Here is a 14,900-nt window from a genome sequence, read left to right on the forward strand (position 1 = left end):
ACCATTCCGATTAGCTAAATTGCCGGCTTTTTAATTGAATGAGCCGTACAAATATTCGCCCCACTTCCATATACCTGGCCTTAATTTACCGTTTGCTGTTGCTAATGGTCATTTATTCGCTTTGCCGGCTGGGCTTTTACCTCGCCAACCGGTCGTTGTTTAACCATCTAGACTTTGGCGAGCTGGCTTATGTATTTCTGGGCGGACTTAAATTCGATATCGCCGCTTTGCTCTATCTCAACTCGCTATACATTGTATTGCAGGCCATTCCTTTTCCCTTTCGTTACCGCAACGGCTATCAGCGTTTTTGCCAATGGCTGTTCGTAGTTAGCAACAGTATCGGCATATTGGCCAACTTCATAGATTTTGCGTATTACAAATACACCCTAAAAAGAACAACCACGAGCGTATTTTCGCAGTTTAGCAACGAGCAGAACAAACTCAAGCTGACCTTCGATTTCTTGATCGATTATTGGTACCTGCTCCTCCTGTTCATTGCTTTGATTTACGGCTTTGTTAAACTTTACCAATGGATCAAGGTGCAACAGGCCCCAAAATTCACCTGGCAGGTTTACCTAGCCCAAACCTTGGCCTTTGTCTTGATTTTGGGGCTCTGCGTAATTGGCATGCGAGGCGGCTGGCGCCATAGCACAAGGCCCATTACCTTGAGCAATGCCGGCGATTTTGTAAAATCGCCAAACGACATGAGCCTGGTGCTCAACACGCCGTTTACCATCATGAAAACCCTTCAGTCGACTAACCTGAAGCCGGTTTATTATTACAGCGAACAAACTTTAGACAGCCTTTACAATCCCATTCACAAACCCGATCACAAAGCGCCGTTTAAAAAGCTGAACGTGGTTTTCCTCATCATCGAAAGCTTGGGCAAAGAACATGTGGGCGCCTTGAACAAAGACCTGCTCAACGGCCAATACAAGGGCTATACGCCATTTATCGACAGTCTGGCCGAGCAGAGCTTTACCTCTACCCGCACCTATGCCAACGGCCGCAAGTCTATCGATGCCCTGCCATCCATCATTTCGGGCATTCCCTCAATACGCGAACCTTTTGTGCTTTCTACTTACTCGAGCAACAAAACAACCAGTATAGCCAAATTGCTGGGCAACGAAGGCTACGAAACGGCTTTTTTCCATGGCGCGCCCAATGGTTCGATGGGTTTTTCGGCCTATACCAACCTGGCGGGAATCAAAAAATACTTCGGCAAGAACGAATACAACAACGACGCCGATTTTGACGGCATTTGGGGCATATGGGATGAACCTTTTATGCAATACATGGCCAAAACCATTAATACTTTTAAGCAGCCTTTCTTTACGGCTTTTTTCTCTGTTTCTTCGCACCACCCCTTTAAGGTGCCCGAAAAATACGCAGGCAAATTTCCGAAAGGCCCCTTGCCTGTGCAAGAGCCAATGGGCTATACCGATATGGCCATTGGCAAGTTCTTCGCTACCGCGTCCAAGATGCCTTGGTTCAAGAATACGCTCTTTGTGCTTTGCGCCGATCACGCCACGGTTTCCTACCTGCCCGAATACAAAACGGTTGCCGGCGATTTCTCCATCCCGATTTTATTCTATTATCCGGGTGGCGACTTAAAGGGCCGTACCGACAAAATGATCCAGCAGATAGACATTATGCCTACCGTGCTCAATTACCTCAACTACGACAAACCGTATTTCGCTTTCGGCTTTGATGCCTTTAGTCCGCAAAAAAACAATTTTGTGGTCAACAACAACGACGGCACCTTTAGCTTTTACCTGGGCGACTACCTGATGATGCACAACGGCAAAAAAGCGTTGGCCCTCTACGATTTAAAAAACGACCGCCTCAACAAAACCAATTTGGTAGACCAACGCCCCGAGATACAGCAAAACATGGAAAAATACCTCAAAGCTTTTATCCAGCAATACGACAACAGAATGATCAAAGACCAATTAACTGCCAAATAAGATGAGAAAAAGAGCCTTGATGATCATCGATTTCTTTTATCCTCCTTTTAAAAACTGGTTCAGCCTGCACACGTTTAGGTATATGGCATCGGGAGGCATTACGGCAGCTACGGGTATTGTGGGCTACTTTGTGATCTATAATTACATTTTGCATCAGCAAGACGTACAAGTGGGCAGCTACCTCATTACGGCGCACATTGCGGCGCTGGCCATCGAATCGGTATGTACTTTTATTGTGGGTTTTGCACTGAACAAGTACCTGGTTTTTACCCAATCGACCCTGAAAGGCCGTATCCAGCTTTTTAGGTATGCCACAGTAGTTAGCACCAATATTCTGCTCAATTATGCCCTGATGAAGATTTTGGTAGAGGGTTTTCAATTTTACCCAACCATTGCCAAAGCCCTTATTACTATTGTACTCGCCGTATTCAGCTATTTCTTGCAGAAATATTTTTCGTTCAGGGTTAAAAAGAAATGAGAGAATAAAAGAATGATTGAATGAGAGAGTGATAGAATGAAGGAGTGATTGGATGAGTGAATGATAAAATGACCCTTCCCTCCTTCCACCATCAAGCTCCCCAACGCCATACGCATTTCGCTATACGCCGTACTCTCTACGCTATACGCCTATCGCCTCCCAAGCCCATCATCTTACCGTAAAAGCGCATTCTTTTTTTGGATTACTAGCCTGAACCCGCTATTTTAGCCTAATTCCCACAATCCACATGAAAAATGAGCGATTTTAATGATTTTAACAATCCGCAAGTAGCTAAACTGCCGAAGCACCTCCGACAATTTATTGTTGAGCAACATTACGAAAAATACACGCCGATAGACCAAGCGGTTTGGCGTTATGTAATGCGCCAAAACTATAGCTATCTCAAACATGTGGCTTATTATCCTTACATCAAAGGCCTGCAGCGCGCCGGGTTGAGCATCGAATACATCCCGAACCTGCAAACCATGAACGACAACCTGGGCAAAATTGGCTGGGGCGCGGTAACCGTAGATGGTTTTATTCCGCCTGCTGCCTTTATGGAGTACCAGGCTTACCGTGTTTTGGTTATCGCTGCCGATATCCGCCAGATCAACCACATCGAATACACACCCGCACCAGACATTATCCACGAAAGCGCCGGTCACGCCCCCATTATAGCCGATACCGATTACAACAATTACCTCAGCTATTTTGGTTCGATTGGCGCCAAAGCCATGTTTTCGAGCAAGGATTTCGAGCTTTACGAAGCCATACGCAAGCTTTCTATTTTAAAAGAAGCCGTAGATGCCGACGAAGAAGAAATTGCCCAAGCCGAAAAGAACCTGAGGCATATTGCCGACAACATGGGCGAACCGTCGGAAATGGCTTTATTGGGCCGTTTACACTGGTGGACGGTAGAATACGGATTGATCGGCACTTTAGAAGATCCTAAAATTTATGGCGCAGGCCTGCTCTCTTCTATCGGCGAAAGCGCTTCGTGCATGAAACCCGATGTGGCCAAGCTCTGGTACAATCTAGATACCATAAATTACCAATACGATATTACCAAACCGCAGCCACAGCTGTTCGTAACGCCTACTTTCCAAAACCTGATCGATGTGCTGGAGGCCTTTGCCGATACCATGGCCTTTAGGCGAGGAGGTTCGGAAAGCATCCTGAAAGCCATCGAATGCAAAAACCCGAGTACCGCAGTTTACAGCTCTGGACTACAGATTACAGGCATTTTTACAGATTTGGGGCTCGACCAAGCCGATGAGCTGACCTTTGTTAAAACCACTGGTCCTTCGGCACTCGCCTTTAACGGCAAGCAACTGGATGGACATGGCAAAGATTACCATAAAGACGGATTTTCTTCGCCGGTTGGCCGTTTAAAAGGAAGCAGCAAAGCTTTCGAAGACCTTAGCCTTGAAGAATTGGCAACGTTAGGCATTGCCGAAAACCAAACTGCCGAACTCACCTTCGAAAGCGGCATTAACGTAAAAGGCCAGGTTAAAAACATCGTCCGCATGGGCGATAAAACCATATTGATTGCTTTTGCAGATTGTACGGTAACAGAAAGCAATGGCAATGTACTGTTTAGGCCAGAATGGGGCACCTACGACATGGCCATTGGCGAAAAAATAGTTTCTGTGTTTAATGGCGCGGCCGATAAAGACGCTTACGAAGAAATTACTTTTGTAAGCAAGGAACAAACGCACAAAACCCAATACGACGAAAGCACTCAACAGTTGCATAATTTATACCGAAAAGTGCGCGAGGTGAGGGAAAAGCAAATCGGCTATGTCCAATTGCCTGAAATTTTCGAGGAGCTCAAAACCAAGCACAGAAGCGATTGGCTTTGCGCATTGGAAATTTTGGAAATCGTTTACCATAAACAACTGGATGCCCAGATGGAAAAGGAACTGCGCATTTACCTCGAAATGAAAGCGGCTACAGAAACCGAATTGAGCAAGCTGATTAACGATGGCATGCACGTCATTGCCAATCCGGTTACCCAATTAATCACCAAAGAAGACTAATTTAAATAACACACTTGTTGAATAACACTTGCGAAGTACTTTGAATAACACTTGCGAAGTTTTAAAAACTTCGCAAGTGTAGCTAACTTTAAAACAGTTAACCCCTTTAGCAATTGAACAATTAGCGCTAAAAACATTACAACATTTCAACTTTACAACCTTCCAACAATAAAGCATGAACGTTATCATTACAGGCGCCAGCAGTGGCATAGGCTTTGAAACCGCTCTCGAATTTGCGCTAGACAGCAAAAACAAGATATTGTGTATTGCACGCTCGGCCGACAAGCTGCGCAAGCTGCACGAAATTGCTACAGGCATCAATCCCGACTGTACTTTATTGCCCGTGGCTTTCGATTTGGTAAATGACGATTATACCGCGCTTGTTCCTTTCATCAAAGAACGTTTGGGAACGGTCGACATCCTGATTAACAATGCCGGAAGCCTAATTAACAAGCCTTTTGTAGAAACCACCGAAGAAGATATGGCTACCATGCTCGAACATAATGTAATGAGCCATTTTAAAATGATCCGCTATACCTTGGGTTTTATGGGAAGCGGTGCGCACATTGTAAACATTGGCAGCATGGGCGGTTTTCAGGGCAGCGTCAAGTTTCCGGGATTGGTCGCCTATTCGGCCAGCAAGGCCGCTTTGCATACGTTGAGCGAATGCCTGGCTTTTGAGTTGGCCAATACAGGCATCAAGGTCAATTGTTTGGCCTTGGGCTCGGCACAAACCGAAATGCTCGAAGCAGCCTTTCCAGGCTACGAAAGTCCGGTAATGGCTTTCGAAATGGGCAAATACGTAGCCGATTTTGCAAAAACCGGACATAAATTCTTCAACGGAAAGGTATTGCCCGTAGCGGTTACAACACCTTAGTGTACAACAGCATATCCATACTTGGCATTAGTTTTGTTCCTGCCAAAGAACTAAAACTAAAAACTATATGGAAACACAAAACTTCTCCACCACCGACGACGGCAAAGCGGCGGCAATTGTTAGCTATCTTTCTATTATTGGTTGGCTAATCGCCTATTTTGCGCTGTACAAAGACAAGGAAACCGAGCTGGCACGTTACCATTTAAGGCAAACCTTATTATTTGCCATCGTTTCAACTGTCCTGTACATTCTACTTTCTATCGTCCTGGTACCCATCATCATTACAACCGGCCTTGTTTTTCTAGGCTATTTGCTTAATGTGCTATGGCTTGCCTTGGCCATACTTTGGCTTATTGGATTGATTGGCGCCATACAAGGCCAAAAAAAACCGATCCCTTTTATTGGAGAAAAAGCACAAAGCATGTTCTCGAGTATTTAAATTTGACGGTTAAACCTAACAAATCCTGTCTTTGAATTTAAGAGGCAGGATTTTTTTTTGCACTAAGCCACAAGTTTTCAACACCTTACCCTATTTATATTTTTTTTCTATCTTTGAAGCGATTTATGAAGAAATCCCTATTCATTTTTTGCTTCCTATTTGCTTTTGCCTTAAGCAGCAAGGCTCAGGATAATGTGTCGTTGCCGGCACAGTACCAAAAAATGATGGAAAAAATCCTGGGCAACATTCCAAAAGTGGCCACTTCTAAAGCCAACAGCCTGCTCGATTTTGCCAAATCCATGATTGGTGTTCCTTACAGGTATGCTTCCAGCAATCCGAGTAGAGGCTTTGACTGTTCAGGCTTTGTAAGCTATGTTTTTGGCAATTTTGGTTTCAAGGTGCCCCGCTCCTCTCCAGAATTTGCCGCTACCGGTGTTCCTGTTAAGTTATCGGAAGCAAAAGTTGGCGACGTGCTCATTTTTACCGGCACCAGCCATAAATCGAAAAGGATTGGCCATGTGGGCATCATCTATTCTATCGACAACGAAGGCAACATCAAATTCATCCACTCTACCTCCGGAAAGGCCAATGGCGTAACCATTACCGATTTCGACAACTACTACAAAGGCCGTTTCATCAAGGCCGTCAGCATCATGTAATTGCATTGGCAATTCGAGGTATTTTCCTTAACTTCAAACTATCATGGCAGAACTTAAAACCAAGGCAACCGCACAATCGGTAGCAGATTTTTTGGCCCAAATTACCGATACCGTAAAGCAAAACGACTGCAAAGCCATTTGTACGCTCATGGAAGAAGTAACAGGGCAAAAGGCAAAGATGTGGGGATCGGCCATTATTGGCGTAGGCGATTACCTGTACAAATACGACAACGGCCGTACCAACGATTGGTTCATGATGGGCTTTTCGCCACGCAAACAGAACATCAGTTTATACATTTTGGGTTGCAAGGCCGAAGAAAAATCAGCTATCCTGGCCGATTTGGGCAAGCATAAAACCGGAAAAGGCTGCCTCTACATCAACAAGCTTTCCGATATCAATGTGGATGCGCTTAAAAAGCTTTGCGAGGAATCGTACAACAACCTGAAACAGGGATAACTCCTCGCTTGTAAACTATTGACTAGCTACCTTCTTTCCTAGATTTGAAAAACAACAGCAGTGCCCATTGGTTATTGCCGCCCTTCTTTCCGCTTTACGCCATTGCATTTCGTGTTCGCTTCAATAAGGTTTAGCTAACAAAGGCAGTGCAACATGGCACATCAGCTAGAGCAATACCACCTTCAGCGCATCTTGTACATGACCAAGGGCCAACATTTGATGTGCCAGTTCGTGCAGTTCGCGTTCGCGGTTATTGGCATCGCCAATGGTGGCATCCAAAATATCCTTTACCGCAGTATTCCAGCGCATGCCGTCTATTTCATCGGCACTTGGCAGCTGTTCTACATTGCCCAGCATGCCCAGGTCGTTGCCCGTTAAAACCTTCGAATTTCTAACAGATACCGGCAAAGCATCTACACCGATGCCCAAAGTGGTAAGTGGTTTGGCCACCTTAAAAAGATTTTCAGCTGTTACCCTGCAATACCAATCGCCACCCAAACGGGCCACCAAATCTATTTTGGCCTGGTCTATTTTGCCATCGGCATCTAAAATCTCCTCTTTGATGTGGATGACCTTAATTTCGGCCAGCACCAGGTTGCCGGCACCATGCTGGTCGCCCAGCGCAATCACATCCTTTACCACACACTCTAACTGTACCGGAGCCTCGGCTACCCTTGGCGGCTTTACCGTAAGCGATTCGAGCATGCTGAAACCCGCCTTCTCAAATTCGTTTACGCCTTTGGCATATTCGGTACTGGCCAAGCTGGTTTGCTGCACCATGGCGTAGTTTACAATGTTGATCACGCATTCCTTTACCTGCAACACATTTTCTAAAGTATGCTTGGTGGTGTTATCGCGAACCCGGCGTGCCGGCGAAAAGACGCACATCGGCGGATTGCTGCCAAACAGGTTGAAAAAGCTAAACGGGCTAAGGTTGACCTGTCCATCGGCATCAACCGTAGAAGCAAAACAAATCGGCCTAGGCGCAATGGCATATTGCAGGTAGTTCTGTAACTGTACTGGCGAAAGATCGGCGGTGTTTAGGGTAAGCATTTTAGAAGGGTTGGAAGGTTGGAAGGCAAATAACACTTGCGAAGTTTTAAAAACTTCGCAAGTGTACTTGGTATCTATTTTTTCAGCGCCAAAATCGAAAAATCAGTATCTACTTTGGTAATAACATTGCTCAGGGCGCCCAAGCCCGTAATTTCCATTTCTACGTTATCGCCGGGTTGCAGCCATTGTACTTTGTAGTTTGGATCATTAAGCAAGCCGGTGCCGTTCAGTTCCAAAAAGCATCCCGTTCCTACTGTACCCGAGCCAATTACGTCGCCTGGCAAAATATCAACGCCATAAGCACAACGCTCAATAATTTCGGCAAAAGTCCAATCCATATCAGCCATATTACCGGCCGAAACTTCAATGCCGTTTACCCTGCAGGTCATTTTAAGGTTATAGTTATTGCCTACGTGATTAGGTTTTGAGGCTACTTTGTAAGGTTCCAACTCATCGGGCGTAACCAACCATGGACCAATTACCGTAGAAAAATCCTTGCCTTTGGCCGGACCAAGGTTCAGCAGCATTTCTTCCATCTGCAAGGTACGGGCGCTCATGTCGTTCATGATCATGTAACCAGCAATATAGTCGTCGGCTTCGGCAGCCTTGATGTTTCTTCCTTTTTTGCCAATAACCACGGCTACCTCCAATTCAAAATCCAGTTTCTGGAAATGGTCTGGCATACACGCAATCTCTCCCGGGCCTTGAACGGCATTGTGGTTGGTAAAATAAAAAATCGGATATTGGTCAAACTCGGCAATCATGTCTACCTTACGGTTGCGCCTGGCCGCAGCCACGTGCTGCCTAAACGCATAGCCATCTCTGCACGAAGTTGGATGTGGCACCGGAGCCAAAATCTCATAAAAAATTTCTTCTTTCGGCGACAATGTTCCATCGGCAATAGACCGGCTGATTTTTTTTGCCCTGTCCATCAGCTCTTCGCCACCTTGTAAAAAGGCATTCATCTCATCGGGAATCAGCTTGTCGCATGAGTTCAAATTGTAGATATGACCGTTTACAAAAACGCCCAAGTGCTCTCTATCTTCGGTTTTATAGGATACTAATTTCATATATAATATTTGGCTAAATGACGCGATAAAGCTAGCGTTTTACATTAACCTGTACAACGCTTGGCCTGAAGATTTTAAAAGATATGCTGATTATGAACCTTTTTGGCTTTGCTCAAAAACAAGCAACCCCTCGCCTGTAGCCATGATAACCTTGGTGGCCAAACCGATAAAAAGGCCATGTGCCAAAACCCCTTCAATTTGGTTCAGCTGTATGGCCAGTTCCTCCGGGTTGGCGATGAGGCCAAAATCAACATCGGCAATGTAATTTTGGTTATCGGTGATAAAAAGCGCATCGTTTTTGTACCGCAGCTGCGCCTGGCCACCCAATGCCTCGAACTGGTCGAGTACATACCTGCAGGCAACCGGAACCAGCTCAACCGGCACCTTAAAAGCACCCAACTGGGCTACTTTTTTCGACGAATCGACAACTACTACCCTATTCTTGCTTAGCGAAGCCACTATTTTTTCCCTAAACAAGGCACCGCCGCCACCTTTAATCAGTTGCAGTTCTTCGTTAAATTCGTCGGCCCCGTCAATGCTGATGTCTATTTGAGCCACTTCGCCCAAGGGCAACAAGGGAATGCCCAAGGCCTTGGCCTGTGCTTCGGTAGCTAGCGAACTCGGTACGCCCCTGATTTGGAGGCCTTCCTTTAGCCGCTCGGCCAATGCCATCAAGGCAAAGCGTGCGGTAGAGCCCGTACCCAGTCCTACAATATCATTGTTTTTCACCAGTTTCACAGCTTCTTGGGCTGCCAATTGCTTTGCTAGGTTGCGGTTATTTAGGGTTGCAGCTGCCATCAATTAAAAGTAACAAAGAAATTTGAAACTTTGTCGATTAAAAACCCTAATTTAGTCACGAAAATGATCGACAACCCTTCATATCAGAACCATAACGCCAACGAGGTGCTCGCTGCGTTCAGGTATGCCATGCTGTCCAAGATCATTTTTGCGCAATATTCTTTATAAGCCGTTCCATCTGAGCGCCTGTCAAAAACGTTTCATCGTTTTTATCGTTATATAATTACATTCTAACCAATATACCTAACGTTATGCCAATTTACCATACTTTAGGAACCATTCCAGCTAAAAGACATACGGTTTTTCGCAAACCCGATGGCAATCTCTACGCTGAAGAACTGGTTTCGACAGAAGGCTTTTCAAGTCTTTACTCCTTGGTTTACCATTGCCATCCGCCAACCATTGTCAAATCGTTGGGCGAACCGTATTCGGTAGAACCTAAAATTGCCCGCGAGAAACATCTACGCCATACCAGTCTGATCGGTTTCAACATCAAGCCCGAAGACGACTACCTGAAAAGCAGGAAACCGGTTTTGGTAAACAGCGACCTGCATATTTCTTTGGCCGCCCCTCGTCAATCGATGACCGATTATTTTTACAAAAACAGCCAAGCCGACGAAGTGGTTTTTATCCACGAAGGTTCAGGCACGCTAAAAACCGGTTTTGGCCAAATCAAGTTCCAATACGGTGATTACCTCGTTATTCCGCGTGGCACCATTTACCAGATGGAATTCGACAACGAAACCAACAGGCTTTTCATCATCGAAAGCTTTAGCCCAATCAGAACACCCAAACGCTACCGCAACCAGTTTGGCCAGTTGGAAGAACACTCTCCGTATTGCGAAAGAGATATCAAAAGGCCACAAAACCTAGAAACCATCGACCAGTTTGGCGATTTCAAGGTGTTGATCAAAAAACAAGGCATGATGTATCCTTACGTGTATGGCACCCATCCTTTCGATTTTGTGGGCTGGGATGGTTTCCATTATCCTTGGGCGTTTTCTATCCACGATTTCGAGCCTATAACCGGTCGTTTGCACCAGCCGCCACCGGTACACCAAACTTTTGAGGGCCACAATTTTGTGGTTTGCTCTTTCGTGCCGCGCAAATACGACTACCATCCGCTTTCTATTCCGGCGCCGTATAACCACAGCAATGTAGACAGCGACGAGGTGCTTTACTATGTAGATGGTGACTTTATGAGCCGAAAAAGCGTAGTAAAGGGACAAATTACCCTGCATCCTGGAGGCATTCCGCACGGACCACATCCAGGCACCGTAGAAAAATCGATAGGAAAAGAAAAAACAGAAGAGCTGGCCGTCATGATCGACCCTTTCAGGCCTTTGATGCTCACGGAAGATGCCGTAGCCATTGAAGACGAAAGCTATCACAAAAGCTGGCAGATTAATGTAGAATAGCGTTGTGCGTTTGGCGCAAAGCGCTCAACATTACAACCTTAAAACTTTACAACCTGCCTACCGCAGGCAGGCATTTTAAACATTACAAACAATGAGCACACAAACATTTGCAGAAAAAATAGCGAAGGCACAAGATTTCCTTCCCATTAACGGAACAGATTATATCGAGTTTTACGTAGGCAACGCCAAGCAGGCCGCCCACTACTACAAAACGGCTTTTGGCTTTCAATCGCTGGCCTATGCGGGACCTGAAACCGGCGTTCGCGACCGCGCTTCGTACGTTTTGCAGCAAGGCAAAATCAGGCTGATTTTAACTACCGCCCTTAAATCGGACCACCCGATTGCCGAGCACGTGAAAAAACATGGCGATGGCGTAAAGATTTTGGCTTTATGGGTAGACGATGCCTATAGCGCCTTTGAAGAAACCACCAAACGTGGTGGCAAGCCGTACATGGAGCCTCAAACCTTAAGCGATGAACATGGCGAGGTAAGAATGTCGGGCATTTATACCTACGGCGAAACCATCCACATGTTTATCGAGCGCAAAAACTACAATGGTATTTTTATGCCGGGCTACCGCGAGTGGAAAAGCGACTATAACCCTGCAGAAACGGGATTGTTGTACATCGACCATTGCGTGGGCAACGTGGGCTGGAACCGCATGAACGAAACCGTGAAATGGTACGAAGAAGTAATGGGCTTTGTGAACATTCTTTCTTTCGACGACAAGCAGATCAATACCGAATATTCGGCCCTGATGAGCAAGGTAATGAGCAATGGCAACGGCTATTCAAAATTCCCGATCAACGAACCGGCCGAAGGCAAAAAGAAATCGCAGATTGAAGAATATTTGGAGTTTTACGAGGGCGAAGGCGTGCAGCACATCGCTGTAGCTACCAAAGACATCGTAGAAACCGTAACCGCACTCAAAGCACGTGGCGTGGAGTTTTTAAGTGCTCCTCCAGAAGCTTATTACGAGATGATGCCTAACCGCGTTGGCGAAATAGACGAAGAAATAGAGTTGCTTAAAGGACTGGGCATTTTGGTTGATTGCGACGAGGAAGGCTACCTGTTGCAGATTTTCACCAAGCCAGTTGAAGACCGTCCGACGCTTTTCTTCGAAATTATTCAGAGAAAAGGCGCGCAATCATTCGGTGCGGGCAATTTCAAAGCTCTTTTCGAATCTTTAGAACGCGAGCAAGAGTTAAGAGGAAATCTTTAAATCTTAAATCAAGCTTATGTTAAATGCTTTAAAAACTGTATTTGTACTGGTGCTGATTGCCCAGGCAAGTACCTGTAAAAAAGAAGAGCTGAATATAAGCGCTCCCGAATGCGTCTTGCAAAAGATAGCGGCCATCAAAGCCGAAGAGGTATGGAACCCACCGGCCAAGGTTTATGAATATGACTACAACGGACAAAAGGTTTATTACATCCCTGCCCGTTGCTGCGACATACCCAGCGCCTTGTACGACAGTAATTGTAAATTGATTTGCAATCCCGATGGGGGCTTTACCGGCAAAGGCGATGGCAAATGTGCCGATTTTGTTGAAAAACGAAAGAACGAGCGACTGGTCTGGCAAGACGAACGGAAATAGATTGATAATTTGAAACAAAAAGGGGCGAAAATTTCGCCCCTTTTTTATTGCCGTCTATTGACGATACGATTGAGCTAAACAACGAAAAAAAATGGAGAACAGCTCTCCTCTTTTCTAAAACATTTTAGAGCAGGTAATATTTCCGTTATATTAAAATAAATGTTGTAAATTCAATTTAGAAATGACGAGCCCTCAGCACAAATTATGGCCAGATAATGACCTGCTTGCATCATTATGCAACAATGATCATAGTGCATTTGAAAAAATATACAATAAGTACTGGAGCAAGTTATATGTTTCTGCGTTTAATTTATTAAGAAACAGGGAACTGTGCGAAGACATACTACAGGATATTTTTACGCAGCTTTGGCTAAAAAGAACCACCAACAAAATAGACAACCTGAACAACTACCTCTTAACCTCGGTAAAGTTTCAGGTTTTTAAGGCCATCAGGGATGGAAAAGGCAGAACCGACCTGCTGATCACAGAAGAAATCATCAACGACCCGTTAAGCCCGGAAAACTTTTTGAACGAAAAGGAACTGAACAGAATTCTTGACGAGAACATTGAGCAGCTACCCGAAAAGTGCAGGGAGATCTTCATCTTAAGCCGAAAAAACCATCTTACCGTAAAGCAAATCGCTACCCGCCTCAATATTTCTCCAAAAACCGTTGAAAACCAAATTACCATCGCCATCAAGCGCCTCAGGCTAAATATGGGCGATTTTCTGTTTTGGCTGTTGCTATTTCTGTACGAAACCTGGAATTAATTGCATTTATTTTGAGCTGTGTTTGGGGGATAGTGCCCGTCAATGGTACTTACATAAAATAACACCAAATTTAAATTGACGGAAGAGCATCTAAAATACCTGATTGACCATTACCTGCAAGGCCATATTTCTCCCCGCGAAGAGGAGGAACTGATGGCGTTTTACGAACGTTTTCAACAGGGCAAGGAGCACTGGGCCACGCCTGAAATGGGCGATTTTGAAGAAACCAGGGCGAAAATTTTTCGTCAGATTCAATCAAACATCATCGCGTTCGAAAAACCCAAGCAAAAGAAAGGCTATTGGAAATACATAGCAGCCGCTTCGGTTATGACCATCATTGGCCTATCGTTTTGGTTTTCCCAATCGAGGAAACCTGTACCAGAAAACCTTAAAAACTCATCAGGACTTATTTTATTCGATGGAACGGTCATTAATTTCGACCATTACCAAACAGGCGACACGATCAGCCAATCAGGCGCAACTCTTATCAAACTCGATTCGGCCACTGTGTCTTACGCTTTCAGTCCATCATCCAGTGCTACATCGGCACAACAGTCGAACACGTTTAGCATAGCCAAAGGAAAACTGTTGACGGTAAAACTGGCCGACAGCTCCAAAATCTACCTCAACGCCAACAGCAACCTGGTTGTTCCTGCTACATTTTCAAAGCTATCGAGATCGGTAACGTTAACTGGCGAAGCTTATTTTGAAATTGCAAAAGATAAAACCCATCCTTTTAAAATACTCACAAACAATCAGCAGATAGATGTACTGGGTACCCATTTCAATGTGAAAGCCTATCCAGCCTGGCCAATCAAAACAACCTTGGTCGAGGGCCGTGTTAGGGTAACCAATACGCAAATAGCGGGAAGCCAAGCCCAGAAATATCTTTTGCCCGGAGAGCAGAGTATAGTTAAAGCAGATTCCATTAAAGTAGAAAAAGTGGAAATAGAAAATGAACTGGCCTGGAAAAACGGCTTCTTCATCTTTCATGAAGACAATATCAGATCGGTTATGGAAGACCTTTCACGCTGGTACGACATTGACGTTTCCTATAACCTGGATACAGAAGGCCTTTTCATTTCGGGAAGGATCTCCAAATCAAAGTCGTTAAGCGAAACCTTGCAAGTGCTTAAGCTTGCCAACAACATCAACTTTAAACTGAACGGAAGGAGGCTAGTGATTATGAAATAAACTTTACATACCACCAAACCCTACTAGCCATGGCACCTAATACCTGGCTTATCAACTAAAAACTAAATAACATAAACCTAAACTAAA

Annotated in this window: 15 protein-coding genes; 12 read left to right on the forward strand and 3 right to left on the reverse strand. The window is 45.0% G+C overall.

Annotated features, from left to right (window positions below; genetic code table 11):
* The first annotated feature begins 38 nt into the window (after nt 1-38).
* The 7 genes from VRU48_RS07815 (at nt 39) to VRU48_RS07845 (ending at nt 6,916) form a co-directional block, all read left to right on the forward strand.
* Nucleotides 39-1,967 (forward strand): LTA synthase family protein, encoded by a 1,929-nt coding sequence (locus tag VRU48_RS07815; RefSeq protein ID WP_330107362.1) that lies wholly within the window; start codon nt 39-41, stop codon nt 1,965-1,967.
* Between the two features lies 1 nt (nt 1,968).
* A complete protein-coding gene (locus VRU48_RS07820; RefSeq protein WP_330107363.1) occupies nt 1,969-2,445 on the forward strand; it encodes a GtrA family protein in 477 nt (158 codons plus the stop codon).
* Nucleotides 2,446-2,699: 254 nt separating this feature from the next.
* Complete coding sequence (locus VRU48_RS07825) at nt 2,700-4,484, forward strand: aromatic amino acid hydroxylase (RefSeq protein WP_330107364.1); 1,785 nt, start codon at nt 2,700-2,702, stop codon at nt 4,482-4,484.
* A 175-nt stretch (nt 4,485-4,659) separates the two neighbouring features.
* Nucleotides 4,660-5,361, forward strand: coding sequence for an SDR family oxidoreductase (locus tag VRU48_RS07830; RefSeq protein ID WP_330107365.1), 702 nt, complete (start codon nt 4,660-4,662; stop codon nt 5,359-5,361).
* Between the two features lie 67 nt (nt 5,362-5,428).
* Nucleotides 5,429-5,800 (forward strand): magnetosome magnetite crystal formation protein family, encoded by a 372-nt coding sequence (locus VRU48_RS07835; protein WP_330107366.1) that lies wholly within the window; start codon nt 5,429-5,431, stop codon nt 5,798-5,800.
* A gap of 125 nt (nt 5,801-5,925) precedes the next feature.
* On the forward strand, nt 5,926-6,459 hold the full coding sequence (locus VRU48_RS07840; RefSeq protein ID WP_330107367.1) for a C40 family peptidase: 534 nt from the start codon (nt 5,926-5,928) through the stop codon (nt 6,457-6,459).
* Between the two features lie 43 nt (nt 6,460-6,502).
* Nucleotides 6,503-6,916: a DUF1801 domain-containing protein gene (locus tag VRU48_RS07845; RefSeq protein ID WP_330107368.1), complete on the forward strand. Its 414-nt coding sequence runs from the start codon at nt 6,503-6,505 to the stop codon at nt 6,914-6,916.
* 165 nt (nt 6,917-7,081) lie between these two features.
* Here the strand turns inward: VRU48_RS07845 and VRU48_RS07850 are convergent, their stop codons facing one another.
* From VRU48_RS07850 to rpiA, 3 genes are all read right to left on the reverse strand, one after another.
* Complete coding sequence (locus tag VRU48_RS07850; RefSeq protein WP_330107369.1) at nt 7,082-7,969, reverse strand: flavin reductase family protein; 888 nt, start codon at nt 7,967-7,969, stop codon at nt 7,082-7,084.
* Nucleotides 7,970-8,043: 74 nt separating this feature from the next.
* Entirely contained in the window at nt 8,044-9,039 is a 996-nt protein-coding gene (locus VRU48_RS07855) for a fumarylacetoacetate hydrolase family protein (RefSeq protein WP_330107370.1), read from the reverse strand.
* A gap of 90 nt (nt 9,040-9,129) precedes the next feature.
* On the reverse strand, nt 9,130-9,837 hold the full coding sequence (gene rpiA, locus VRU48_RS07860; protein WP_330107371.1) for a ribose-5-phosphate isomerase RpiA: 708 nt from the start codon (nt 9,835-9,837) through the stop codon (nt 9,130-9,132).
* Nucleotides 9,838-10,088: 251 nt separating this feature from the next.
* Here rpiA and VRU48_RS07865 point away from each other — a divergent pair, with 251 nt between their 5' ends.
* The 5 genes from VRU48_RS07865 (at nt 10,089) to VRU48_RS07885 (ending at nt 14,813) form a co-directional block, all read left to right on the forward strand.
* Nucleotides 10,089-11,255 carry a homogentisate 1,2-dioxygenase gene (locus VRU48_RS07865; protein ID WP_330107372.1) on the forward strand — a complete coding sequence of 389 codons (1,167 nt, stop codon included), beginning with the start codon at nt 10,089-10,091 and terminating at the stop codon, nt 11,253-11,255.
* Between the two features lie 91 nt (nt 11,256-11,346).
* Nucleotides 11,347-12,477 carry a 4-hydroxyphenylpyruvate dioxygenase gene (gene hppD, locus VRU48_RS07870; protein WP_330107373.1) on the forward strand — a complete coding sequence of 377 codons (1,131 nt, stop codon included), beginning with the start codon at nt 11,347-11,349 and terminating at the stop codon, nt 12,475-12,477.
* Between the two features lie 16 nt (nt 12,478-12,493).
* Nucleotides 12,494-12,850 (forward strand): DUF6970 domain-containing protein, encoded by a 357-nt coding sequence (locus VRU48_RS07875; protein WP_330107374.1) that lies wholly within the window; start codon nt 12,494-12,496, stop codon nt 12,848-12,850.
* Between the two features lie 181 nt (nt 12,851-13,031).
* Nucleotides 13,032-13,619 (forward strand): RNA polymerase sigma-70 factor, encoded by a 588-nt coding sequence (locus VRU48_RS07880; protein ID WP_330107375.1) that lies wholly within the window; start codon nt 13,032-13,034, stop codon nt 13,617-13,619.
* Nucleotides 13,620-13,694: 75 nt separating this feature from the next.
* Complete coding sequence (locus tag VRU48_RS07885; protein ID WP_330107376.1) at nt 13,695-14,813, forward strand: FecR family protein; 1,119 nt, start codon at nt 13,695-13,697, stop codon at nt 14,811-14,813.
* Nucleotides 14,814-14,900: the final 87 nt, after the last annotated feature.

The organism is Pedobacter albus (assembly GCF_036324255.1).
Taxonomy (GTDB): Bacteria; Bacteroidota; Bacteroidia; order Sphingobacteriales; family Sphingobacteriaceae; genus Pedobacter; species Pedobacter albus.

Bases quoted from the DNA above. Each gene is read 5' to 3' on its own strand.
- VRU48_RS07845 (WP_330107368.1), top strand. From the start codon at position 6,503: ATGGCAGAACTTAAAACCAAGGCAACCGCACAATCGGTAGCAGATTTT.
- rpiA (WP_330107371.1), bottom strand. From the start codon at position 9,837: ATGGCAGCTGCAACCCTAAATAACCGCAACCTAGCAAAGCAATTGGCA.
- VRU48_RS07830 (WP_330107365.1), top strand. From the start codon at position 4,660: ATGAACGTTATCATTACAGGCGCCAGCAGTGGCATAGGCTTTGAAACC.
- VRU48_RS07880 (WP_330107375.1), top strand. From the start codon at position 13,032: ATGACGAGCCCTCAGCACAAATTATGGCCAGATAATGACCTGCTTGCA.
- VRU48_RS07855 (WP_330107370.1), bottom strand. From the start codon at position 9,039: ATGAAATTAGTATCCTATAAAACCGAAGATAGAGAGCACTTGGGCGTT.
- VRU48_RS07815 (WP_330107362.1), top strand. From the start codon at position 39: ATGAGCCGTACAAATATTCGCCCCACTTCCATATACCTGGCCTTAATT.
- VRU48_RS07850 (WP_330107369.1), bottom strand. From the start codon at position 7,969: ATGCTTACCCTAAACACCGCCGATCTTTCGCCAGTACAGTTACAGAAC.
- hppD (WP_330107373.1), top strand. From the start codon at position 11,347: ATGAGCACACAAACATTTGCAGAAAAAATAGCGAAGGCACAAGATTTC.
- VRU48_RS07820 (WP_330107363.1), top strand. From the start codon at position 1,969: ATGAGAAAAAGAGCCTTGATGATCATCGATTTCTTTTATCCTCCTTTT.
- VRU48_RS07840 (WP_330107367.1), top strand. From the start codon at position 5,926: ATGAAGAAATCCCTATTCATTTTTTGCTTCCTATTTGCTTTTGCCTTA.
- VRU48_RS07865 (WP_330107372.1), top strand. From the start codon at position 10,089: ATGCCAATTTACCATACTTTAGGAACCATTCCAGCTAAAAGACATACG.
- VRU48_RS07825 (WP_330107364.1), top strand. From the start codon at position 2,700: ATGAGCGATTTTAATGATTTTAACAATCCGCAAGTAGCTAAACTGCCG.
- VRU48_RS07835 (WP_330107366.1), top strand. From the start codon at position 5,429: ATGGAAACACAAAACTTCTCCACCACCGACGACGGCAAAGCGGCGGCA.
- VRU48_RS07875 (WP_330107374.1), top strand. From the start codon at position 12,494: ATGTTAAATGCTTTAAAAACTGTATTTGTACTGGTGCTGATTGCCCAG.